Annotated in this window: 15 protein-coding genes, 5 tRNA genes and 2 pseudogenes; 9 read left to right on the top strand and 13 right to left on the bottom strand. The window is 52.7% G+C overall.

Going from position 1 to position 19,023, the window contains the following annotated elements; all coding sequences use genetic code 11:
- The first annotated feature begins 3 nt into the window (after positions 1-3).
- The 8 genes from cpoB (at position 4) to pnuC (ending at position 3,621) form a co-directional block, all read left to right on the top strand.
- Entirely contained in the window at positions 4-804 is an 801-nt protein-coding gene (gene cpoB / locus ACUTQ5_RS01955) for a cell division protein CpoB (RefSeq protein ID WP_445649845.1), read from the top strand.
- A 178-nt stretch (positions 805-982) separates the two neighbouring features.
- A tRNA-Lys gene (locus ACUTQ5_RS01960) sits at positions 983-1,058 on the top strand.
- A gap of 32 nt (positions 1,059-1,090) precedes the next feature.
- Positions 1,091-1,166: transfer RNA gene (locus ACUTQ5_RS01965), tRNA-Val, on the top strand.
- A 7-nt stretch (positions 1,167-1,173) separates the two neighbouring features.
- Positions 1,174-1,249, top strand: a tRNA-Lys gene (locus ACUTQ5_RS01970).
- Positions 1,250-1,318: 69 nt separating this feature from the next.
- Positions 1,319-1,394: transfer RNA gene (locus tag ACUTQ5_RS01975), tRNA-Lys, on the top strand.
- A gap of 53 nt (positions 1,395-1,447) precedes the next feature.
- Positions 1,448-1,523, top strand: a tRNA-Lys gene (locus tag ACUTQ5_RS01980).
- Between the two features lie 301 nt (positions 1,524-1,824).
- Positions 1,825-2,886 (top strand): quinolinate synthase NadA, encoded by a 1,062-nt coding sequence (nadA, locus tag ACUTQ5_RS01985; protein WP_445649846.1) that lies wholly within the window; start codon positions 1,825-1,827, stop codon positions 2,884-2,886.
- Between the two features lie 21 nt (positions 2,887-2,907).
- Positions 2,908-3,621, top strand: coding sequence for a nicotinamide riboside transporter PnuC (gene pnuC, locus ACUTQ5_RS01990; RefSeq protein WP_445649847.1), 714 nt, complete (start codon positions 2,908-2,910; stop codon positions 3,619-3,621).
- Positions 3,622-3,658: 37 nt separating this feature from the next.
- Here pnuC and zitB read toward each other — a convergent pair whose 3' ends face one another.
- Genes zitB through ACUTQ5_RS02005 form a run of 3 tightly spaced genes read right to left on the bottom strand, consistent with a single transcriptional unit; the run spans position 3,659 to position 8,423 of the window.
- Positions 3,659-4,609 carry a CDF family zinc transporter ZitB gene (gene zitB, locus ACUTQ5_RS01995; protein ID WP_445649848.1) on the bottom strand — a complete coding sequence of 317 codons (951 nt, stop codon included), beginning with the start codon at positions 4,607-4,609 and terminating at the stop codon, positions 3,659-3,661.
- Positions 4,609-7,821, bottom strand: coding sequence for an ATP-binding protein (locus ACUTQ5_RS02000; protein ID WP_445649849.1), 3,213 nt, complete (start codon positions 7,819-7,821; stop codon positions 4,609-4,611). Before ACUTQ5_RS02000 ends, zitB begins: the two co-directional genes overlap by 1 nt.
- On the bottom strand, positions 7,818-8,423 hold the full coding sequence (locus tag ACUTQ5_RS02005; RefSeq protein WP_445649850.1) for a response regulator: 606 nt from the start codon (positions 8,421-8,423) through the stop codon (positions 7,818-7,820). The genes ACUTQ5_RS02000 and ACUTQ5_RS02005 overlap by 4 nt, the downstream gene beginning before the upstream one ends.
- Positions 8,424-8,628: 205 nt before the next feature.
- Between ACUTQ5_RS02005 and aroG the strand changes: the two genes are divergently transcribed.
- The gene (gene aroG / locus ACUTQ5_RS02010) at positions 8,629-9,681 is read left to right on the top strand and encodes a 3-deoxy-7-phosphoheptulonate synthase AroG (protein ID WP_445649851.1); all 1,053 of its coding nucleotides are present in this window, start codon (positions 8,629-8,631) and stop codon (positions 9,679-9,681) included.
- A 430-nt stretch (positions 9,682-10,111) separates the two neighbouring features.
- Here aroG and ACUTQ5_RS02015 read toward each other — a convergent pair.
- From ACUTQ5_RS02015 to ACUTQ5_RS02060, 10 genes and pseudogenes are all read right to left on the bottom strand, one after another.
- A pseudogene (locus tag ACUTQ5_RS02015) lies at positions 10,112-10,573 on the bottom strand (DUF943 family protein).
- 110 nt (positions 10,574-10,683) lie between these two features.
- A complete protein-coding gene (locus tag ACUTQ5_RS02020; RefSeq protein WP_445649852.1) occupies positions 10,684-11,148 on the bottom strand; it encodes a DUF943 family protein in 465 nt (154 codons plus the stop codon).
- A 111-nt stretch (positions 11,149-11,259) separates the two neighbouring features.
- Positions 11,260-11,724, bottom strand: coding sequence for a DUF943 family protein (locus ACUTQ5_RS02025; RefSeq protein WP_445649853.1), 465 nt, complete (start codon positions 11,722-11,724; stop codon positions 11,260-11,262).
- Positions 11,714-12,558 (bottom strand): annotated as a pseudogene (locus tag ACUTQ5_RS02030) (YPO3983 family protein). Before ACUTQ5_RS02030 ends, ACUTQ5_RS02025 begins: the two are co-directional and overlap by 11 nt.
- Before the next feature lie 438 nt (positions 12,559-12,996).
- A complete protein-coding gene (gpmA, locus tag ACUTQ5_RS02035) occupies positions 12,997-13,749 on the bottom strand; it encodes a 2,3-diphosphoglycerate-dependent phosphoglycerate mutase (RefSeq protein ID WP_012005722.1) in 753 nt (250 codons plus the stop codon).
- A 214-nt stretch (positions 13,750-13,963) separates the two neighbouring features.
- Positions 13,964-14,302: a PsiF family protein gene (locus ACUTQ5_RS02040; RefSeq protein ID WP_445649854.1), complete on the bottom strand. Its 339-nt coding sequence runs from the start codon at positions 14,300-14,302 to the stop codon at positions 13,964-13,966.
- Positions 14,303-14,498: 196 nt separating this feature from the next.
- Positions 14,499-15,542, bottom strand: coding sequence for a galactose-1-epimerase (gene galM / locus ACUTQ5_RS02045; RefSeq protein WP_445649855.1), 1,044 nt, complete (start codon positions 15,540-15,542; stop codon positions 14,499-14,501).
- Positions 15,536-16,687 (bottom strand): galactokinase, encoded by a 1,152-nt coding sequence (gene galK / locus ACUTQ5_RS02050; protein WP_445649856.1) that lies wholly within the window; start codon positions 16,685-16,687, stop codon positions 15,536-15,538. Before galK ends, galM begins: the two co-directional genes overlap by 7 nt.
- Positions 16,684-17,736, bottom strand: a complete 1,053-nt coding sequence (gene galT / locus ACUTQ5_RS02055) for a galactose-1-phosphate uridylyltransferase (RefSeq protein WP_445649857.1) — start codon at positions 17,734-17,736, stop codon at positions 16,684-16,686. The genes galK and galT overlap by 4 nt, the downstream gene beginning before the upstream one ends.
- A 275-nt stretch (positions 17,737-18,011) precedes the next feature.
- Positions 18,012-18,830, bottom strand: a complete 819-nt coding sequence (locus ACUTQ5_RS02060) for a CPBP family intramembrane glutamic endopeptidase (protein WP_261090049.1) — start codon at positions 18,828-18,830, stop codon at positions 18,012-18,014.
- Positions 18,831-19,023 lie beyond the last annotated feature (193 nt).

Consider the following 19,023-nt stretch of genomic DNA (forward strand, 5'->3'; position numbering starts at 1 on the left):
CGCATGAACAGTAACTTCAGACGTCACTTGTTGAGTCTGTCGTTACTGGTTGGCGTAGCGGTCCCATGGGCCGCTACTGCCCAAGCGCCAATCAGTAATGTCGGCTCCGGCTCGGTCGAAGACCGTGTCACCTCACTTGAGCGCATCAGCAATGCTCAGGGCCAGCTTTTAAACCAACTCCAGCAACAACTCTCTGACAATCAGCGCGATATTGATTCTCTCCGCGGGCAAATCCAGGAAAACCAATATCAACTGAATCAGGTTGTTGAACGCCAAAAGCAGATCTATCAGCAGATGGATAGCATCAGCCAGGGTGGCGCTCAGAGCTCCGTTGCTGCAGCGGGTGCCGCAGGCGGGGCAGCAGCGGCTGCGTCCACCGACGGTGCTGACAGCGCCTCTGCGGGCGCTACAGCAGTAGCGCCGGCCAGTACGGGTGATGAAAACAGCGACTACAACGCCGCTGTTTCATTGGCGCTGGAAAAAAAACAGTATGACCAGGCTATTTCCGCTTTTCAGTCCTTCGTAAAACAGTACCCAAAATCGACTTACCAGCCTAACGCCAACTATTGGCTGGGCCAGTTGTTCTACAACAAGGGTAAGAAAGATGATGCGGCTTACTATTATGCGGTGGTAGTGAAGAATTACGCAAAATCACCTAAGGCACCGGACGCAATGTACAAGGTGGGTATCATCATGCAGGAAAAAGGGCAGGCTGATAAAGCCAAAGCCGTGTTCCAGCAGGTGATCAAACAATACCCAACCAGTGCTGCGGCCAAACAGGCGAAAAGTCGAGTAGCAGGTTAGTCAGTAAAAAAATGAGCCCAGAAGTTAGTCGATTTGACCGGTTTCTGGGCTCATTCGTGTGAAGAACAAGCAGTTGAACCTGTTGTTTATAAATTTAGGTTGCGCTGCCAAGATAAATTAGTAATATATGCCGCCGTTGCCAAGACATCTTGCAAGATGTTAAAGCAGCAAGGAAATTGGGTCGTTAGCTCAGTTGGTAGAGCAGTTGACTTTTAATCAATTGGTCGCAGGTTCGAATCCCGCACGACCCACCAATTTCTGAAGTAGTAGCAGTAACCACACTAGTGGGTGATTAGCTCAGTTGGTAGAGCATCTCCTTTACACGGAGGGGGTCGGCGGTTCGAGCCCGTCATCACCCACCACTGCTGTGGGCCGTTAGCTCAGTTGGTAGAGCAGTTGACTTTTAATCAATTGGTCGCAGGTTCGAATCCCGCACGGCCCACCATTTCAGAATGGTTTTCCGCAATACGAGCTTCGGTTTTGTATTGGTTGTTCAGCAGTAAACCACGTCAGTGGGCCGTTAGCTCAGTTGGTAGAGCAGTTGACTTTTAATCAATTGGTCGCAGGTTCGAATCCCGCACGGCCCACCATTATTGCAGCGAGTTCCTCTCCTGCTTACGCGGTTCAGCAGTATCCCCTCAGTGGGCCGTTAGCTCAGTTGGTAGAGCAGTTGACTTTTAATCAATTGGTCGCAGGTTCGAATCCCGCACGGCCCACCATTTCACAGAGTACCTCAGCACTTTCCCCAACTTGAACATCACATAACGCACGAATCGTATCTCCAGTACGTTTTCCACAACACTTTCAATCCGCTTTGCCTTCAAAAATGCATTTTGCTTGTTACAGCATCGTTGCTTTCATTAAAAATTCAATCCATTAAACAACAAAGACCTCACACTGAAAATATCAGCGGACTTTTCGCACAAATAAAGGTATTTTGTTTAGTATATAAAACGAAGGGGGTTGCGATGGGGTGATACCCGGGCAGCAGACACCCAGCCTAGCACAGAGATTGCAGCGATGAGTGAAATGTTTGATGTTAATTCGGCGGTGTATCCGTTCCCACCCAAGCCGGTACCGTTGGACGACGCGCAGAAGGCGTTTTACCGCGAGAAAATTAAAATCCTGCTCAAGCAGCGTAATGCGGTGATGGTAGCCCATTACTATACCGATCCGGAGATCCAGGCGCTGGCGGAAGAAACCGGTGGCTGCGTGGCGGACTCGCTGGAGATGGCGCGCTTTGGCAGCAATCATCCGGCTTCGACCCTGCTGGTTGCCGGGGTGCGTTTTATGGGGGAAACCGCCAAGATCCTCAGCCCGGAAAAACGGGTGCTGATGCCGACGCTGAACGCGGAGTGCTCGCTGGATCTCGGTTGCCCGGAAGAAGACTTCAATGCCTTTTGCGACAGCCACCCGGACCGGACCGTGGTGGTTTACGCTAATACCTCTGCGGCGGTAAAAGCGCGAGCGGACTGGGTGGTCACCTCCAGTATCGCCGTTGAACTGATCGAACATCTCGATAGCTTGGGTGAAAAAATCATCTGGGCGCCGGATCGCCATCTGGGCAGCTATGTGCAAAAGCAGACCGGTGCCGATATGCTGTGCTGGCAGGGCGCCTGTATCGTACATGATGAGTTTAAAACCCAGGCCCTGATGCGGATGAAGGCTTTGTACCCGAACGCGGCGATACTGGTGCATCCGGAGTCACCACAGGCGGTGGTAGACCTGGCCGATGCGGTAGGTTCAACCAGCCAATTGATTCAGGCAGCGAAAGCTCTGCCCAATCCGCAGCTGATTGTTGCCACCGATCGCGGTATTTTTTATAAGATGCAACAGGCCTGCCCGGACAAAGAGTTGTTCGAAGCGCCAACCGCCGGGGAAGGTGCCACCTGTCGTAGCTGCGCGCACTGCCCGTGGATGGCGATGAATGGCCTGAAGGCGATCGCCGATGGGCTGGAGCACGGCGGTGCACTGCATGAGATCCACGTCGATGCTGCGCTGCGTCAGAAGGCGCTGATCCCGTTGAACCGGATGTTGGATTTCGCCGCTGAGTTAAGGGTGCAGGTTAAAGGGAACGCTTAACCGTTTAATAAGGATGATAAAATGAGCTTTTTCAGTACCAGCAATATCCTGGTGCATATCCCGCTGGGAGTGGGGGGCTACGATCTGTCATGGATTGAGGCTATTGGCACTCTGTTTGGTCTGCTGTGCATCTGGTATGCCAGCAAAGAGAAAATTATCAATTACCTGTTCGGCCTGATTAACGTCACGCTGTTTGCGGTGATTTTCTTTCAAATCCAGCTTTACGCCAGCCTGCTGCTGCAGCTGTTCTTTTTTGCCGCCAATATTTACGGCTGGTACGCCTGGAGCCGTCAGACTCAGGATAATCAGGCCGAGTTGAAGATACGCTGGCTGCCGCTGCCGAAGGCGCTGAGCTGGGCGGCAGTATGCGTTATCGGCATCGCCTTGATGACGTTCAACATTGACCGCGTGTTTGCCTGGTTGACGCAGGCGGCGGTGACGGTAATGCAGGGGCTGGGCCTGAGCGTGCAAATGCCGCAGCTGCAGCCGGATGCCTTCCCATTCTGGGATTCGACCATGATGGTGTTGTCGATCGTGGCGATGATCTTGATGACGCGCAAGTACGTGGAAAACTGGTTGCTGTGGGTGGTGATTGACGTGATCAGCGTGGCGATATTCGCCTACCAGGGCGTCTATGCCATGGCGCTGGAATACGTGATCCTGACGCTGATTGCGCTGAACGGTTCCTGGCTGTGGATCAAAAGCGCCGGCCGACCATTATCTTCCGCACCATAACAACGCTGGGGCGCCGAATAGGGCGCCCCAATTGATTCTAGTGATGATGTCCCACATGTGAATGCGAGTGGTCACTCGGCTCGGGGGCCCGGTTAATCCCGCAGTCGGGGGTATCACAGTGCTGATATTCCATCTGAATGGTCACGTGACCAATCCGATAGTGCTCCAGCAAATAGGCCTGAATACGGCGCAGCAGGCCATCATGGTCGTGTGGCGGTATCACCTGCGCATGCAGCGTCATCAATTTCTGTTCACCAATCTGCCACACATGGACGTGATGAATATTGCGCACGTCCGGAATATTCAGGCACAGGTCTTTTTGCAGCTTGTTGATGTCCACTTCCTGCGGCGTGCCTTCCAGCAGTTCGTGGAAGCTCTCTTTCAGCAGCCGCCAGGCGCTGCGTATCACCAGACAGGACACCAGTACCGACAATATCGGGTCAATCGGTGTCCAGCCGGTGGTCAGGATCACAATGGCGGCGGCGATGGCACCCACCGACCCCAGCAAATCCCCCAGCACATGCAATGCGGCAGCTCGCACATTGATATTCTTCTCTTCGCTGCCGCGGTGTAGCAGCCAGAAGGCGAACAGGTTAGCCAGCAGACCCGCTATGGCGATAATCAGCATTGGCGTACCCATCACCGGCTGTGGCTCGAAGAAACGCCGTATCGCCTCCCACAGGATGAATACCACGATCACCAACAGCGCCGCGGCGTTGAGGAAGGCCGCCAGGGTGGTCAGGCGCAGATAACCGAAGGTGTGGCGGGCGTTGGGCTTACGCTGTGAGAAGTGGACCGCCATCAAGGCCACCAGCAGCGCGGCGGCATCGGTGAGCATATGGCCGGCATCCGCCAGCAGCGCCAGTGAACCTGAAATTAACCCGCCGGCCACTTCGGCAACCATAAAGACCGCGGTGACTAAAAAAGCGGTCAGTAGGCGTTTACTATTACTGTCTTTTGGCAGGTGTACGTGTGGGGTGTCCGACATTATTCATCCTTATCCATAGCAAAATACGACTTGTCAGTGCTGACCAGATTATCCAGATCTATCAGTATCTGTTCCACTAACTTACTCAATTCAGTATAGGAGGCCTGAATAAATATTCCTTCACGGCCGCTGTCCGCCAGTTGTTGGCACAGGTTGGCCGCTGCAGGCTGTTGCAACATCAGCAGGCTGCCCTTGATGCGATGCGCGGTTTGCGCCAGGGTTGGCCAGTCCTGATTCTGTGCCGCCAACTCAAGCCGTTGCCGGTCTTCCCGCAGCGTCTCCTGCAGCGTTGTGGCCAAACGCAGGATCATCGGTCGCTCATTGCCGGCCATATCGACCAGGGTTTGCTGCAGGTCAGTAAGGACTAACTGCTGCTCCATCGCCTGAGGTTGCTGCGGTAGTGCCTGAGCTATTGCGGCCAGGGAAATTGGCTTGGTTAAAAAGCGATCTATCGCCACCAGCCCCGGTGGGATGCGGGTAAATTCCTGCACGTCGGCCGAGCAGAGAATGATCTGGCAGGCCGGGCGCTGATGGCGTTGTTCGTCGCGGCGTATCAGCCTCGCCAGCGTCAGGCCGTCCGGACGCGGCATATTGTAATCGATAAACAGCAGGTCAAACGGCTGCTGACGGTGGGCCTGCAACAGCTTATAGCCCTGCTCGAACAGCGTTGGCTGCAGGCCGAAGTGGCGCAATTGCCGCTCCATCAACAGCAGGTTGGTGGGGTGATCGTCGATCAGCGCTACGCGCAGGGGGGGCGGCGGCAAATTGGGTGGTGTGTCGGCCTGCTGAGTCGAGGGATCGACAGCGACCTGGCTTACCGGCACGGACAATGTCACCTGGGTGCCGATGCCGAGTTGTGATTGCAACGCGATTTGACCGCCCATTTGTTCGATAATCTCTTTACAGATAGACAGCCCCAACCCGGTCCCCTGAACGGATACACGCTGTGCACCGCGTGCGCGATAGAACGGCCGGAAGAGTTTATCTATCTCATCGGTGGCGATACCACAGCCGCTGTCGGCTACCGTCAGCCACAATTCCCCCTGCGGTGGATCCTGCTCATGCCAACCGATATTCACCTGAATGGTGCCACGCAGCGTGAACTTAATTGCATTGTTTATCAGATTGTTAGCTACCTGAAGTAAACGCTCACCATCAATGAGGACAGCGGCGGGCAGGTTGTCGGCCGCGCTGACGTTTAGCGTCACCGGGCGTTCGCCGATCAGCGGTTGATAAAGGGCGTTGATGTGGGCTATCCAGGGTTGCAGCGCCACGCTCCTGGGCACCAGCGTCAACGAACCGGTTTCCAGCCGCGCGTGATCTTGCAGGTCATTGAGCAGGTTAAGCAAAGACGACGCCGAACTGTAAATCACCGGCAAGCCCTCCGGCGTAGGCTGGCGTTTGAGCTCCAGTTCCAGCAGGCCGAGAATGGCGTGCATTGGCGTGCGCAGTTCATGGCTGACGGTGGCCAGAAACTTGCTCTTCATCCGGTTCTCGGCTTCGGCATGCTGACGAGCCTGTTCGATGACCTCACGCTCACGTTTTTCCCGACGTTGCAGGATGAAGCGGCGCAGGGTCAGCCCCAGCAGCAGCAGGATCGCCGCCGCCAACAGCGCCAGCAGCCAGGTGGTTTGCGGCTGCATGCGGTTTTCATTTACGGCATCAATCAGGTTGCTGCGATCGACAATCCATTCATCACGCAGCGATTGCAGCGTTTCAGACGGGATTTGCATCAGATTTTTATCGAGAATAGCCAACAGCAGCGGCTGATCCTGCCGCACGCCGAATGCCACCGGATAGGCGATGTTATTGGCCGCGAACGCCAGCTTTATCGCGCCGGAATAACGTGACAGGGCGACGAAGTTTGCCGAGATCACATTATCCACCAGCGCATCCAGTTGGCCGTTGGCCAGGGCGTCATACATGGTCTTGCTGTCGGCAAAACGGATCAACTCTTTGTTGGCCGGAACCAGGCTTTGCGCCAGATCACCCTGCAGCACGCCGATGCGTTTACCGGCCAAATCGCTCCAGGTGGAAATGCCGTTGGCCTGCTGACCAACATAAACTCCCCACAGCGAACGGTGGATCGGCATACTGGCGCTGTAGTGTGCTTTAACACTGCGTGCCAACGGCAGGGCGGTTCGGAAACTGGCCTGCCCGGATTGCACCAGTTGGTCGGCCTGCTCGGCGTTGCGTGCCCAAAGTGGCATAAAGCGTAGCCCGGTGTTCTGCGCGACGATATTCAGAATATCGATGGCGTATCCGCGCGCCTGTCCGCCGGAACCGCGGTAGGCGAATGGAAAATTATTCTCGATGGCGGCGTAATAAACGGTGGGATGGGTCGCTACCCAGTTTTTTTCCATCTGGGTCAGATCGGCATTGCCGGTATCGAGATAACTGGGGATCTTTTTGCTCCAGCGGCTCTGAAGGGCGTTCATATACTCCATCGGGGTATCGGCGATGGCCAGGTTGAGCGTCTCGATCAGCGTCGGGTTGGCGGAGGCAAATACGAATGACAAATTTCCGAGGTTAACGGTACTTTCAATCTGATAAAGCTGACCGAGCTGTAACTGGTCAATAATAAAACTGGCGCTGGCTTCGTCGGCAATAAAGTAGTCGCTGCTGCCGTTGAGCAAGGCATACACCGCCTGCAGATTGTTGTCGTACCGCTGCACGTGCGAGGACACCGCCTGCAACGCATGACCAGCCTGCATATCGGTCAGGGTGCTGATCGCCACCCGAGCATTGCTGGAGTTGAGCATCACCTGACGATCGTTGCTGCGGTCCCGCAGCACACGCAAATTACTGACGTAATAAGGCTGCGAAATCTTCAGGCTGTGCAGCGCTTCATTCTGCGGAATGCCATACACCAGATCGATAGTACCGTCATGCAGCGCCTGCTCAAGCTGGGCCAGATCGGCAAAGCCGTAAATCTGAAAGTGAATGCCGGTAACCTGCTGAACGTAAAAAAGATAGTCGGCGTTCAAACCGTACAAATCGTCATCCACAATGATGTTATAGGGACTGGTGTTTTCACTGATAATGCCGACATGCAAGGTGGTATCGCGCCAGGGGTTTTTCTCACTGGCGATCAGCATATCGAGCGGGATATTCAGGTTGCTGACCAACTGATAACGTACCGGCTGCGCCGCCTGTGCGACGTTGCCGAGGCTGAGCAGCAGGGTTAACAGCAACAGCAGCCCACGCATCATGGCGTCAGCTCTTTAAATACCGCCACCAGCTCCAGCAGGTTGCTGGCGCCAGTCTTGCGCAAAATATTCTTTTTGTGGGTGCTGACGGTCTTGTTGCTGATGCTCAGCATCTCGGCAATTTGCAGATTGGATAACCCTTTGCTGAGCAACCCGAGAACCTGCAGTTCTTTTGGCGTCAGCAACGAACCTTCTGTCGGCTGGGTGTCTTCCGCTATCGCCGCAGCAGGAAAGCTCAACTCGCCGCCCAGCACGGTTTCAATGGCCTGCACCAGCTGTTCCAGTCGGTTGCCCTTGTGGACAAAGCCGTTGGCGCCGGCCGCATAGGCCATACGGGCATAAATCTCTTCTTCCTGGGCGGTATAAATCAGGATCGACTGCTGTGGGTAATGGCGGCGAATTTTTTTCAGCAACTGCAGGCCGTCCACTTGCGGCAGGCCGATATCGAGGATCACCAGTGCAAAGTCGGCTGCGGCCAACTGGGTCAACGCCTGTACGTCATCCTGGACCGCCTGCAGGTGGTAAGGGCGGGAGGACTTGATTAGCGCCGCTTCCAGTGCGACATGAACCACCGGGTGGTCATCAACTAATAACAATGAGGGCATGGTTTGGCTCGGGTAACGGATCCTGGCCGCTAGCATAACCAAAAAGGAGCCACTGTGCTCTCCCGATGAAACAGCATAATCTACTGTTAATCCGGACGTTCATTCTGCAGGCGGCAAAGGTGATTTACAGCGTTATCCTCACAGGCTAAATTGGTCTGATCTACGCTCTGCGAAATAACGCCTCTCGATACCGAATGGAAAAGTGATGAACTACCTAAATGACGATTTACGCATTAAAGAAATTAAGGAACTCCTGCCACCGGTGGCCCTGTTAGAAAAGTTTCCAGCCACTGAACGTGCAGCAGAGACGGTGTCACAGGCACGCAATGCCATTCATCAGATCCTACGTGGCAGCGACGATCGCCTGCTGGTGGTGATCGGCCCTTGCTCGATCCACGATACCAAGGCCGCCAAAGAGTACGCTGGTCGTTTACTGGCGTTGCGTCAGGAACTGAGCGGCGAGCTGGAAGTGGTAATGCGCGTTTATTTTGAAAAACCGCGTACTACCGTTGGCTGGAAAGGTCTGATTAACGATCCGCAGATGGATAACAGCTTCCAGATCAACGACGGCCTGCGTTTGGCTCGTAAGCTGCTGCTGGATATCAATGACTCTGGCCTGCCGGCTGCCGGTGAATTCCTCGACATGATCACCCCGCAGTATCTGGCGGATCTGATGAGCTGGGGCGCGATCGGCGCACGTACTACCGAATCCCAGGTGCACCGTGAGCTGTCTTCCGGCCTGTCTTGCCCGGTTGGCTTCAAAAATGGCACCGACGGCACCATCAAGGTGGCGATTGATGCCATCAATGCCGCCAGCGCGCCGCACTGTTTCTTGTCGGTTACCAAATGGGGCCATTCGGCCATTGTTAACACCAGTGGTAACGGCGACTGTCACATCATTCTGCGCGGCGGCAAAGAGCCGAACTACAGTGCGGCACACGTGAAAGAAGTCAAAGAAGGCCTGGTCAAAGCGGGTCTGTCTGCACAGGTGATGATCGACTTCAGCCACGCCAACAGCAGCAAGCAGTTCAAAAAGCAGCTGGAAGTGAACGCAGACGTCTGCCAACAGATTGCCGGTGGTGAGAAGGCGATTATGGGCGTGATGATTGAAAGCCATCTGGTGGAAGGCAACCAGAACCTGGAAAGCGGCGATCCGCTGGTCTACGGCAAGAGCGTCACCGACGCCTGCATCGGCTGGGAAGACACGGAAACCGTTCTGCGCGAACTGGCGGAAGCGGTTAAGGCGCGTCGCGCCTGATAAAACAGGGCTCAGTTTGCGGAATCTCTATGGAATCTATGGGCCACCTGTTTTGCAAGACGAATTTTGAGGGGCCGGCGGTTTTGCTTAAGTCGACCCGATGTCTGTCGGGAAGTGCTTCCTTTATCCGATGAAAGCCGCTTGCGTCATCAATACGCGGTTTTTGCCAAACAGCGTATAATTTGCATATTATTCAAATAAACAGTGGGTTAGCGATTTATGCGTTAACCCACTGTTACTTGATAAACCCGGCGTCGGTAACTTACTACCACCCATGCACTTCTGCAATTTTCCATTGACGGGTTACCGGAAGGAGGTCAGGGGGTAAAGCGTGATAGCCTTCTTGATACTTGGCTATGGGCGCATGGATAATTGACGCAAGTCGGGAGTGAAGGGTATTTTCTTGCTATTACTATGTCAGAGATGGTTTTTATTCAGGTTTGCTCTTTATTATTCCCCCATTTTCTTTTATATGGTATTTTCCGCTATCCAGGATAAAAGACATACCAGTATTTTTATTTTATCTCACCATGATAATAAAATTCTTACCAATACATTTAAATTTTTTCATATCATCAAAACATCGTCCGTCATACTTGCCTTCTTCTTTATAACCTTCACCAAAATCCCAAAAGGTGATAGAAAAGAATCCATCTGATGCAGGTTCTGGGGTTTTATATTTCTCTTTTAACATTTCTTTGTTATTTAACCACCAGTTTATCTTTCCTTTATCGGTAAAAGGGAAGTTTTTAACTAAAACTGAGCTGAATTCCCCATCTTTATGGACAGCCACAATTTTTACAGGACGCAGTGACAACCAGAGGACGTAACCGAGCAATGTGCAGATAATCAGGAGTAGTGTACAAAGAGTTTTCTTATTTTGAACTTTCATTGCGCGCTCCGGTAATATCTACAGTGGTTTCCATATTTATCATACTTGGCTATGGTGGCATTACAGAAGTGAAGGGAATTTCTCCTCCTTCACTTCGGGAGGATAAAAACTTATTTATTATAAGTTTTTTCAATATTTCCATTTTTATTCATACGATATATTCCATCATGTACGGTAAAAAATGTATCATTTTTTTTGTTATTCTCAACTGAGAAGACTCTATTTTTATCAATGCAGTTAAATTTGGTTTTCATATCATCAAAACATCGTCTGTCATACTTGCCTTCTTCTTTATAGCCTTCACCAAAATCCCAAAATGTGATAGCAAAGAATCCATCTGATGCAGGTTCGGGGGTTCTATATTTTTCTTTTAACATTTCTTTGTTGCTTAACCACCAGTTTATCTTTCCTTTGTCGGTAAAAGGGAAGTTTTTAACTAAAACCGAACTAAATTCCCCATCCTTATGGACAGCCACAATTTCTACAGGGCGTAGTGACAACCAGAAGAAGTAACCGAGCAATGTGCAGACAATCAGGAGTAGTGTACAAAGAGTTTTTTTATTTTTAACTTTCATTGCGTGCTCCGGTAATTTCTACAGTGGCTTCCATATTTATCATACTTGGCTATGGTGGCATTACAGAAGTGAAGGGAATTTCTCCTCCTTCACTCCGGGAGGATAACAGACTTATTTATGATAAATTTTCATAATTCTCCCATCTTTTTTCATGCGATATATTCCATCATGTACGGTAAATAAAGTATCATTGCTTAGGTTATTCTCAACTGAGAAGACTCTATTTTTATCAATGCAGTTAAATTTGGTTTTCATATCATCGAAACACATTCGGTCATACTTTCCTTCTTCTTTATAACCTTCGCCGAAGTCCCAAAATACTATAGTGAATAAACCATAAGGTGCTGCTTTTGGTATGTTATACATGGTGTTTAATCTATCTTTATTTTCTATCCACCAGTTTATTTTACCTTTGTCAGTGAAAGGGAAATTTGTTACTAGCACATCACTGTAATTGTTCCTCTGATGGATATCTACTATTTCAATTTTACGATTAGATAACCAGATAAAATAAAAAATCAGAGCGAAGCCGATCAGGAGTAGTGTGCAGATAGTTTTCTTATTTTTAACTTTCATTGCTCGCTCCGGTAATCTCTACAGTGGCTTCCATATTGGTCATAAAGGGTTTAAATCCAAACATATTGTATCGCTGAAGCACAAACCAGATGCGGAAAAAACGAAGCCGGTTAAATTTAGAGTTTGAAATATCGTCACCGTCCAGGCCGAAGTGATCCTGTACTTTGTAATGCACAATCGCACGGTAGCGGTCATTATCAATCTGTAGTGACTTTATGGTGATATGTGTTGCCCAAGTGTCGTGAACAGTGATGCCCATGCCGTTAAAATTATCCTGGAATCTATCAAATTTAGGTAACTTTCCTCCAAGGTAGCATTGTTTAGTTCATTTTTATTTTCTATTGGATAACATTTATTTTCCCAGTCTATATTTTGGCTTAAAGATTTCCCCAATAATAAGCGTGAGCTATTATCTGGCGATCTGTCACTCAAAATATGCTCCTTCAAAGCCGCATCCAGATGCGTACTGGTGAAGGGTGAACCCTTGCCATTCTGCATATGGGTGATCATCTTTTCGATCAGCGGCTTGTAGGGACCGTATACGGAGAAAGGCTGCGAGAGGTGACGGAATTCATCAAACAGAATTTTGGCGCACGCCTCACGGGTAATTTTCTCGTCCTCTCCACGGGAACCACGCGCCAGCGATTGCGGCTGGCTGAACGGGGTGATTTTCGTCAAGGTGAACGGATTAACCCTGGCTGAGATGTCGGCTAGATTAAATGTATTTTTTAACTGTGATTCGCTTAAATCACCGTAGCGCATATCCTCCGCGGCATAGCCGTCCATTCGTTTTTGGGTTTTGAATATAGTGCAGGGAAACTCTAGTGCTGACATGGTGATACATTCCTTGTACGTCGTCCATTGCGGTCCTTTTATCCATGGATAATAGGTCATGACCGACTGCAGTGTAAATGTTGTTCAATTCTCCATGCGTAGATTCGGATTTTTGGCCGTTTCCGAACAGAAGGCCATAACGTTTATAATCGCTATTCTCTTAACCTCTCAGCAGAATGCCATCAAACTTATGTTTTTCATATTGGCTATCTGTGCTTGATACTCTCGATCCGCATGTTTATAGGCTGCGAAACTTGCCGGATTGAATTACTGGTCATTGCTCCGAATAGGGGGCTAGCCCCTGTAACTGCATCGAATTCAGACATAAAAAAATCCGGAGTCAGGGGGCTGACTCCGGATTGTCTTTTACTGCCGGGATCGTTCAAACATTCTTAAGCGATCTGCATTACCGGCCAAACCGGGATCAATGGGCGAAAATTACTTCGCTTTACCCTGGTTTGCCACGGCGGCCGCTTTAGCAGCGATCTCGTCGGCATTGCCCAGATAGTAACGTTTGATTGGCTTGAAGTTCTCGTCGAACTCATACACCAACGGCACGCCGGTTGGGATGTTCAGTTCGAGGATCTCGTCTTCGCTCAGGTTATCCAGGTATTTCACCAGCGCACGCAGGGAGTTGCCGTGAGCAGCAACGATAACGCGCTCGCCACTTTTGATGCGTGGCAGGATTTCTTCATCCCAGTAAGGGATCACGCGATCGATGGTCAGCGCCAGGCTTTCGGTCAGTGGCAGCTCTTGCTCGGTCAGCGCGGAGTAACGTGGGTCGTGGCCTGGGTAGCGCTCGTCATCTTTGGTCAGCTCTGGTGGGGTAACGGCGAAGCCGCGACGCCATTGCTTAACCTGCTCGTCACCGTATTTTTCTGCGGTTTCAGCCTTGTTCAGACCCTGCAACGCGCCGTAGTGACGTTCGTTCAGCTTCCAGGATTTTTCAGTCGGCAGCCAGGCTTGATCCAGTTCGTCCAGAATGTTCCACAGGGTGTGGATAGCACGCTTGAGTACGGAAGTGTAAGCAAAGTCAAAAGCGAAACCTTCGTTTTTCAACAGTTCGCCTGCAGCTTTCGCTTCGGTGCGGCCTTTCTCGGACAAATCAACATCATACCAACCGGTGAAGCGGTTTTCGTTGTTCCACTGGCTTTCGCCGTGACGCACCAGAACCAGCTTAGTTACAGCCATAGCTTAACTCCTTAATAATCTGACATTTCAATGATAACGAAAATCATTATATTGCCGCGGCCGGTGGCTCGGCAATCGATAGTGTTTAACCATAGCCAATTTCTTGCCGCAAAGTAAGTGCTGTGCCGAGGAAAAGCTGAATCGATCAGGCGGACGCCGGTTGGGAGTGCAGCACGGCTAAAGGGAATTCAGCCGTGCCATAGGAGCAGGGGGATCAGGCCGATTTTTTCAGGCAATTGCTCATAAAGGTTTTACGTGCGTCGCCCGTCAGGCTTTTGGTCTTGGCGTCGGCGTTACAGTTTTTCATTTTCTGCTGCTGCGGGGTCAGGGTTTTGGTCGCAGTGGTGCCTTCAGATTTCAGGCAGGTGCTCATAAAGGTAGAGCGGTCTGCACCTTTCAGCGTTTTGCTGGTGGCCTGTTGATTACAATCGGTCATGCGTTTCTGTTGTGCAGCCTGCGCCGGGGATGGCGTTTTTGCCGCAGTGTCGGCAGCCATCAGGTTGGTGCTCAGCAGTAAACCTGCCAGTAATGGAAGTGCAGTAATCAGACGCATAGGTGTTCCTTCAGCTATTGACCGGCCGGGGTGGCCGAAAATTGTGACCTTGCACAAGGTGTTGTGCTTATCACCGTAGCCTGATTCTAGTGCTCACTTTGGAATAAGGAAAGGCAGTCGCCTGTGGGGCGGAAGGGTAAAAAGGTAAGCATTTATAACAAACGGCCCCTGGCCGCGTGGCAAGGGGCGTAGCGGGTCAAATAGGATAAAACTGATAATGGGTGGCACTGAGATATTGCTGCCCTGGCTGCAACCAACAGTTGGGTTGCGGCCACTCCGGATGGTTTGGGCTGTCCGGCAAAAACTCGCTTTCCAGCGCCACACCGGCGTAATTGGCATAGCTGCCGCCGTCACGCGCCGGAGTACCGCCCAGATAATTGCCGCTGTAGAGCTGCAACGCCGGTGCGCTGGTGAACACGCTCATTTGCACCTGGCCATCGGCCGACCACAGGTGGGCTGCCGGGCAATCGAGTGCGCCACAGGTACGGTGTAGCAGATAGGCGTGGTCGTAGCCTTTTACCCGTTGCTGGTCGCGATCGCTCAAAAAATCCTGCAGCAGGGTTTTCGGGCGACGGAAGTCCATACCACTGCCTTCCACCGGAGTAAGGGAGGCGCTGGGGATACCCTCGCTGTCGACCGGCAGATAGCGGTTGGCAAACAGCTGCAGCCGCTGGTGGCGGGCATCGGTGCCGGCACCGTCCAGGTTGAAGTAGGCGTGGTTGGTCAGATTAACCGGACAGGCGCAGTCGGTGCGTGCCTGATAGCTGATTTCCAGGCGATTATCGGCGGTGAGGCGGTAGTTGACCTGCACGTCGAGGTTACCGGGAAAACCCTGGTCGCCGTCTGGCGAATGCAGCGCGTAGCTCACCTGCTGTTCATCCTGTTGAACAATCCGCCAGCGACGGGTGTTGAAGCCTTCCGGCCCGCCGTGTAATTGGTGTTCCCCCTGATTGGCCGCCAGCGGATGCGGCTTGCCATCAATCAACAGGCTGGCGTTAGCTATACGGTTGGCATAGCGGCCGACGGTAGCCCCCAGATAGGCTGCCTGCTGCAGGTAATCCGCCGGTGTCTGGCAACCCAGCAGCAGTTCACGCGTTTTGCCTGATTTCAGCGGTAGCACGGCGGAAAGCCAGGTAGCGCCCCAATCCATCAGCGTGACCGTCATTCCGCCGGCGTTTTTCAATTGGGTCAACTGGTAAGGCTGGCCGTCCGGAGCCAGCGTCTGGCTGTCGCTTAGCATGTTCCGGCCCCTTCTGATGCTTTGCAGACATAAAAGGTTTCTTTCAGCCCGTTGGTCTGCAACGGATATTCGTGCGCCACGGTTTCGCGGACCGACTCCACCAGCGCCAGCGGCATCAAGGCCACGATACAGCCGCCAAAGCCGCCGCCGGTCATGCGTACACCGCCGCGATCGCCAATAACCGCTTTAACGATCTCTACCAGCCGATCAATCGGTGGTACGGTAATTTCAAAGTCATCGCGCATTGAGGCGTGTGACTCCGCCATCAATTTGCCCATCAGTTTCATATCACCGGCGGCCAGCGCATCGGCTGCGGCCAGGGTTCGATCGTTTTCGCTGATCACGTGGCGCGCTCGTTTGGCAACGATCGGATCCAGTTCATGCTGGATCCGGAAAAACAGATCCGGGCTGACGTCGCGCAGCGCCTTGACGCCGAAGAAGCGTGCGGCCTCTTCACACTGCTCGCGACGAGTGTTGTATTCGCTGTCCACCAATCCGCGTTTCACATTGGAATTGATAATCACCACGGCAATATCTTCCGGCACCGATACCGCCCGGGTCTCCAGTGAGCGGCAATCGATCAGCAACGCATGGTCTTTCTCGCCGAGAGCGGAAATCAACTGATCCATAATCCCGCAGTTACAGCCGACGAACTGGTTCTCCGCTTCCTGACCATTGAGCGCCAGTGCTACGCCATCGAGCTGCAGGGCATACAGCGCCTGCATGGCCTGGCCAACGGCAACTTCCAGTGAGGCGGAAGAACTGAGGCCGGCGCCCTGTGGCACATTGCCGGAAATCACCAGATCCGCGCCGCCAAAATCGGCGTTACGCTGCTGCAGGTGTTTGATTACTCCGCGTACATAATCGGACCAACGTTGATTCGGATGGCTGACGATCGGGCTGTCGAGCGAGAATTGATCCTGCTGGCCTTCGTAATCGGCAGCGATTACCCGGATCTGACGATCGTCGCGTTTGGCGCAGGCGATCACCGTCTGATAGTCAATGGCGCACGGCAGCACAAAACCGTCGTTATAGTCGGTGTGTTCGCCGATCAAATTCACCCGGCCAGGGGCCTGAATAGTCAGCGTGGGCGCGTAGCCAAAACGTTCGGTAAACAGGGTATGGGTAAGGTTCTTCAAACTCATTTTTTGGCTCCGGCTTCACGGTAATGAATATCGCTAACGGCACGCAGACGTTCTGCGGCCTGTTCTGCAGTCAGATCACGCTGGGTTTCCGCCAGCAACTCATACCCCACCATAAATTTACGCACCGTGGCGGAACGCAGCAGTGGCGGATAGAAGTGGGCATGCAGCTGCCAGTGGCGGTTATCCGCATCATTGAACGGCGCGCCGTGCCAGCCCATGGAGTAGGGGAAGGAACATTGGAAAAGGTTGTCGTAGCGGCTGGTGAGCTTTTTCAGCGCCAGCGCCAAATCGCTGCTCTGTGCGGCGCTGAGATCGGTAATGCGTTGCACTGCGGTTTTTGGCAATAACAGCGTCTCAAACGGCCAGGCGGCCCAGTAAGGAACGACCGCCAGCCAGTGCTCGGTTTCCACCATCGTGCGGCTGCCGTCAGCCTGCTCGCGCTGCACGTAGTCCAACAGCATTGGGGATTGGTGCTGCTGGAAATACTCGCGCTGCAGGCGATCCTCATGTTCAGCTTCATTGGGCAGGAAACTGTTGGCCCAAACCTGACCATGCGGATGTGGGTTGGAGCAGCCCATCGCCGCGCCTTTATTTTCAAATACCTGCACCCACGGATAGCTGCGTCCCAAATCGGCGGTCTGTTCCTGCCAGGCGGCGATCACGCTTTCCAGGGCTGGCAGCGTTAGCTCCGGCAGGGTTTTGCTATGATCGGGGGAGAAGCAGAGCACCCGACTGGTGCCGCGCGCACTTTGGCAACGCATTAACGGATCCTGACTCTCCGGCGCTAGCGGGGTGTCCGTCATCAGCGCGGCAAAGTCATTGGTGAACACATAGGTGTTTTGATAATCCGGGTTTTTATCACCGGTGACGCGGGTATTCCCCGGGCAGAGGAAGCAGTTCGGATCGTGCTGGGGCAGTGTTTCAAGCTGTGCGGCTTCCTGCTGGCCCTGCCAGGGACGTTTGGCGCGGTGCGGTGATACCAATACCCATTGACCGGTCAGCGGGTTGTAGCGGCGATGGGGATGATCGATGGGATTAAAATCCGTCATGACGGTTCCTTTTTCTTGGTCGCTACGGCTGCGTGTAATCGCTTTCATATACCGCTAACGCACCTTTAACTCAGGTAAATGGATAACTATGGCCAAAAATATAGCATGCCCTTTGGAGTAAAAAGGTGATCCAGAGCGAAAAATGGAATCGTTTACACAGCATAGCACAACCAGAAGTACCACCAATACAGTAGGAACAATAGGGGAGTGAAATAACAGTCAGAAGGAAGTGATAGCGTTTTCACCGGCAGGGGGTGACCTGCCGGTTCTGAGGATCAGGGATGCTGGTACAGCGGATAAGTGAACAGCAGCAGATGGGTCAGATTAAGCCCGAAGTGGAACAGAATCGGCACCCACAGACGGCCGCTCCACATCCACGCAATCCCGTAAATCAGTCCGGCAAGCGTAGCGAAAGCCACCATCAGCATACCGCCGGCCAGATGCGCTGCGCCGAAGATCAGTGCCGCGATAATCAATGCCGGCCAGGCACCCAGCCATTGGCTAAGACGTTGCTGCAGATAGCCACGGAACAGGGCTTCTTCGGCCATACAGACAAAGAACAGGTTGGCCATGACAAACGCCAGGATCCAGGCTGGGGCATGCAGTTCAACCTTCAGGCCGCCGAGCGCCACCGCCAACAGCAGCAAGGCCGGGACGCTGATAATCAGCGCGATCCAACCGGATTTGCTCGCGCTTTTACCGGTTTGCGCGGTAAACAACGTAGGCAAACAGGCAAACAGCAGGAAAGGTACCAGCGCCTTGTCGAAGTTGTAATACATGGTAAACGGCGCGCTCAATGGGCCGGCTTTATCACCGTCAATCATCAACTGGTTATGGAACCCAGGCACCCAATGCAGGAATAGCGCCACACAGCTTGCGACCACCAGCACTTCGAGTGCAACCGCCAGATTACGCTGAGCACGAAAATGGTGTCGCAATCCTGCAAGAGCGACAATACCTAATAAACACGCCAGGCTGAGTGGGGTCAGTACCCCATGGTACATCCCCATTCCTGCCGATGCTGCCAGAATTACCCAGGCAATAAGCCGGTTAAATGGCAAAAAGAATAACGCCGTAGCCAGTACGCCCCACATAACTATGTCCCTTAAAAAAATGTACACGGTGCCCATTACCGAAGGCAATCATTGCTTTATCGGTGTGCTAATGATCGGTGAGTTGGGCACTATTTTGGATAGTAGCATAGTGAAATGACAATAGGTTGCATCACCCCTTTGAGCGTGAGCGCCGCTGGCGGTCATTTAAACGCGCAGCAAGGCCCGAGTCGTG

The sequence above is a fragment of the Serratia sp. NA_112.1 genome (assembly GCF_052691715.1).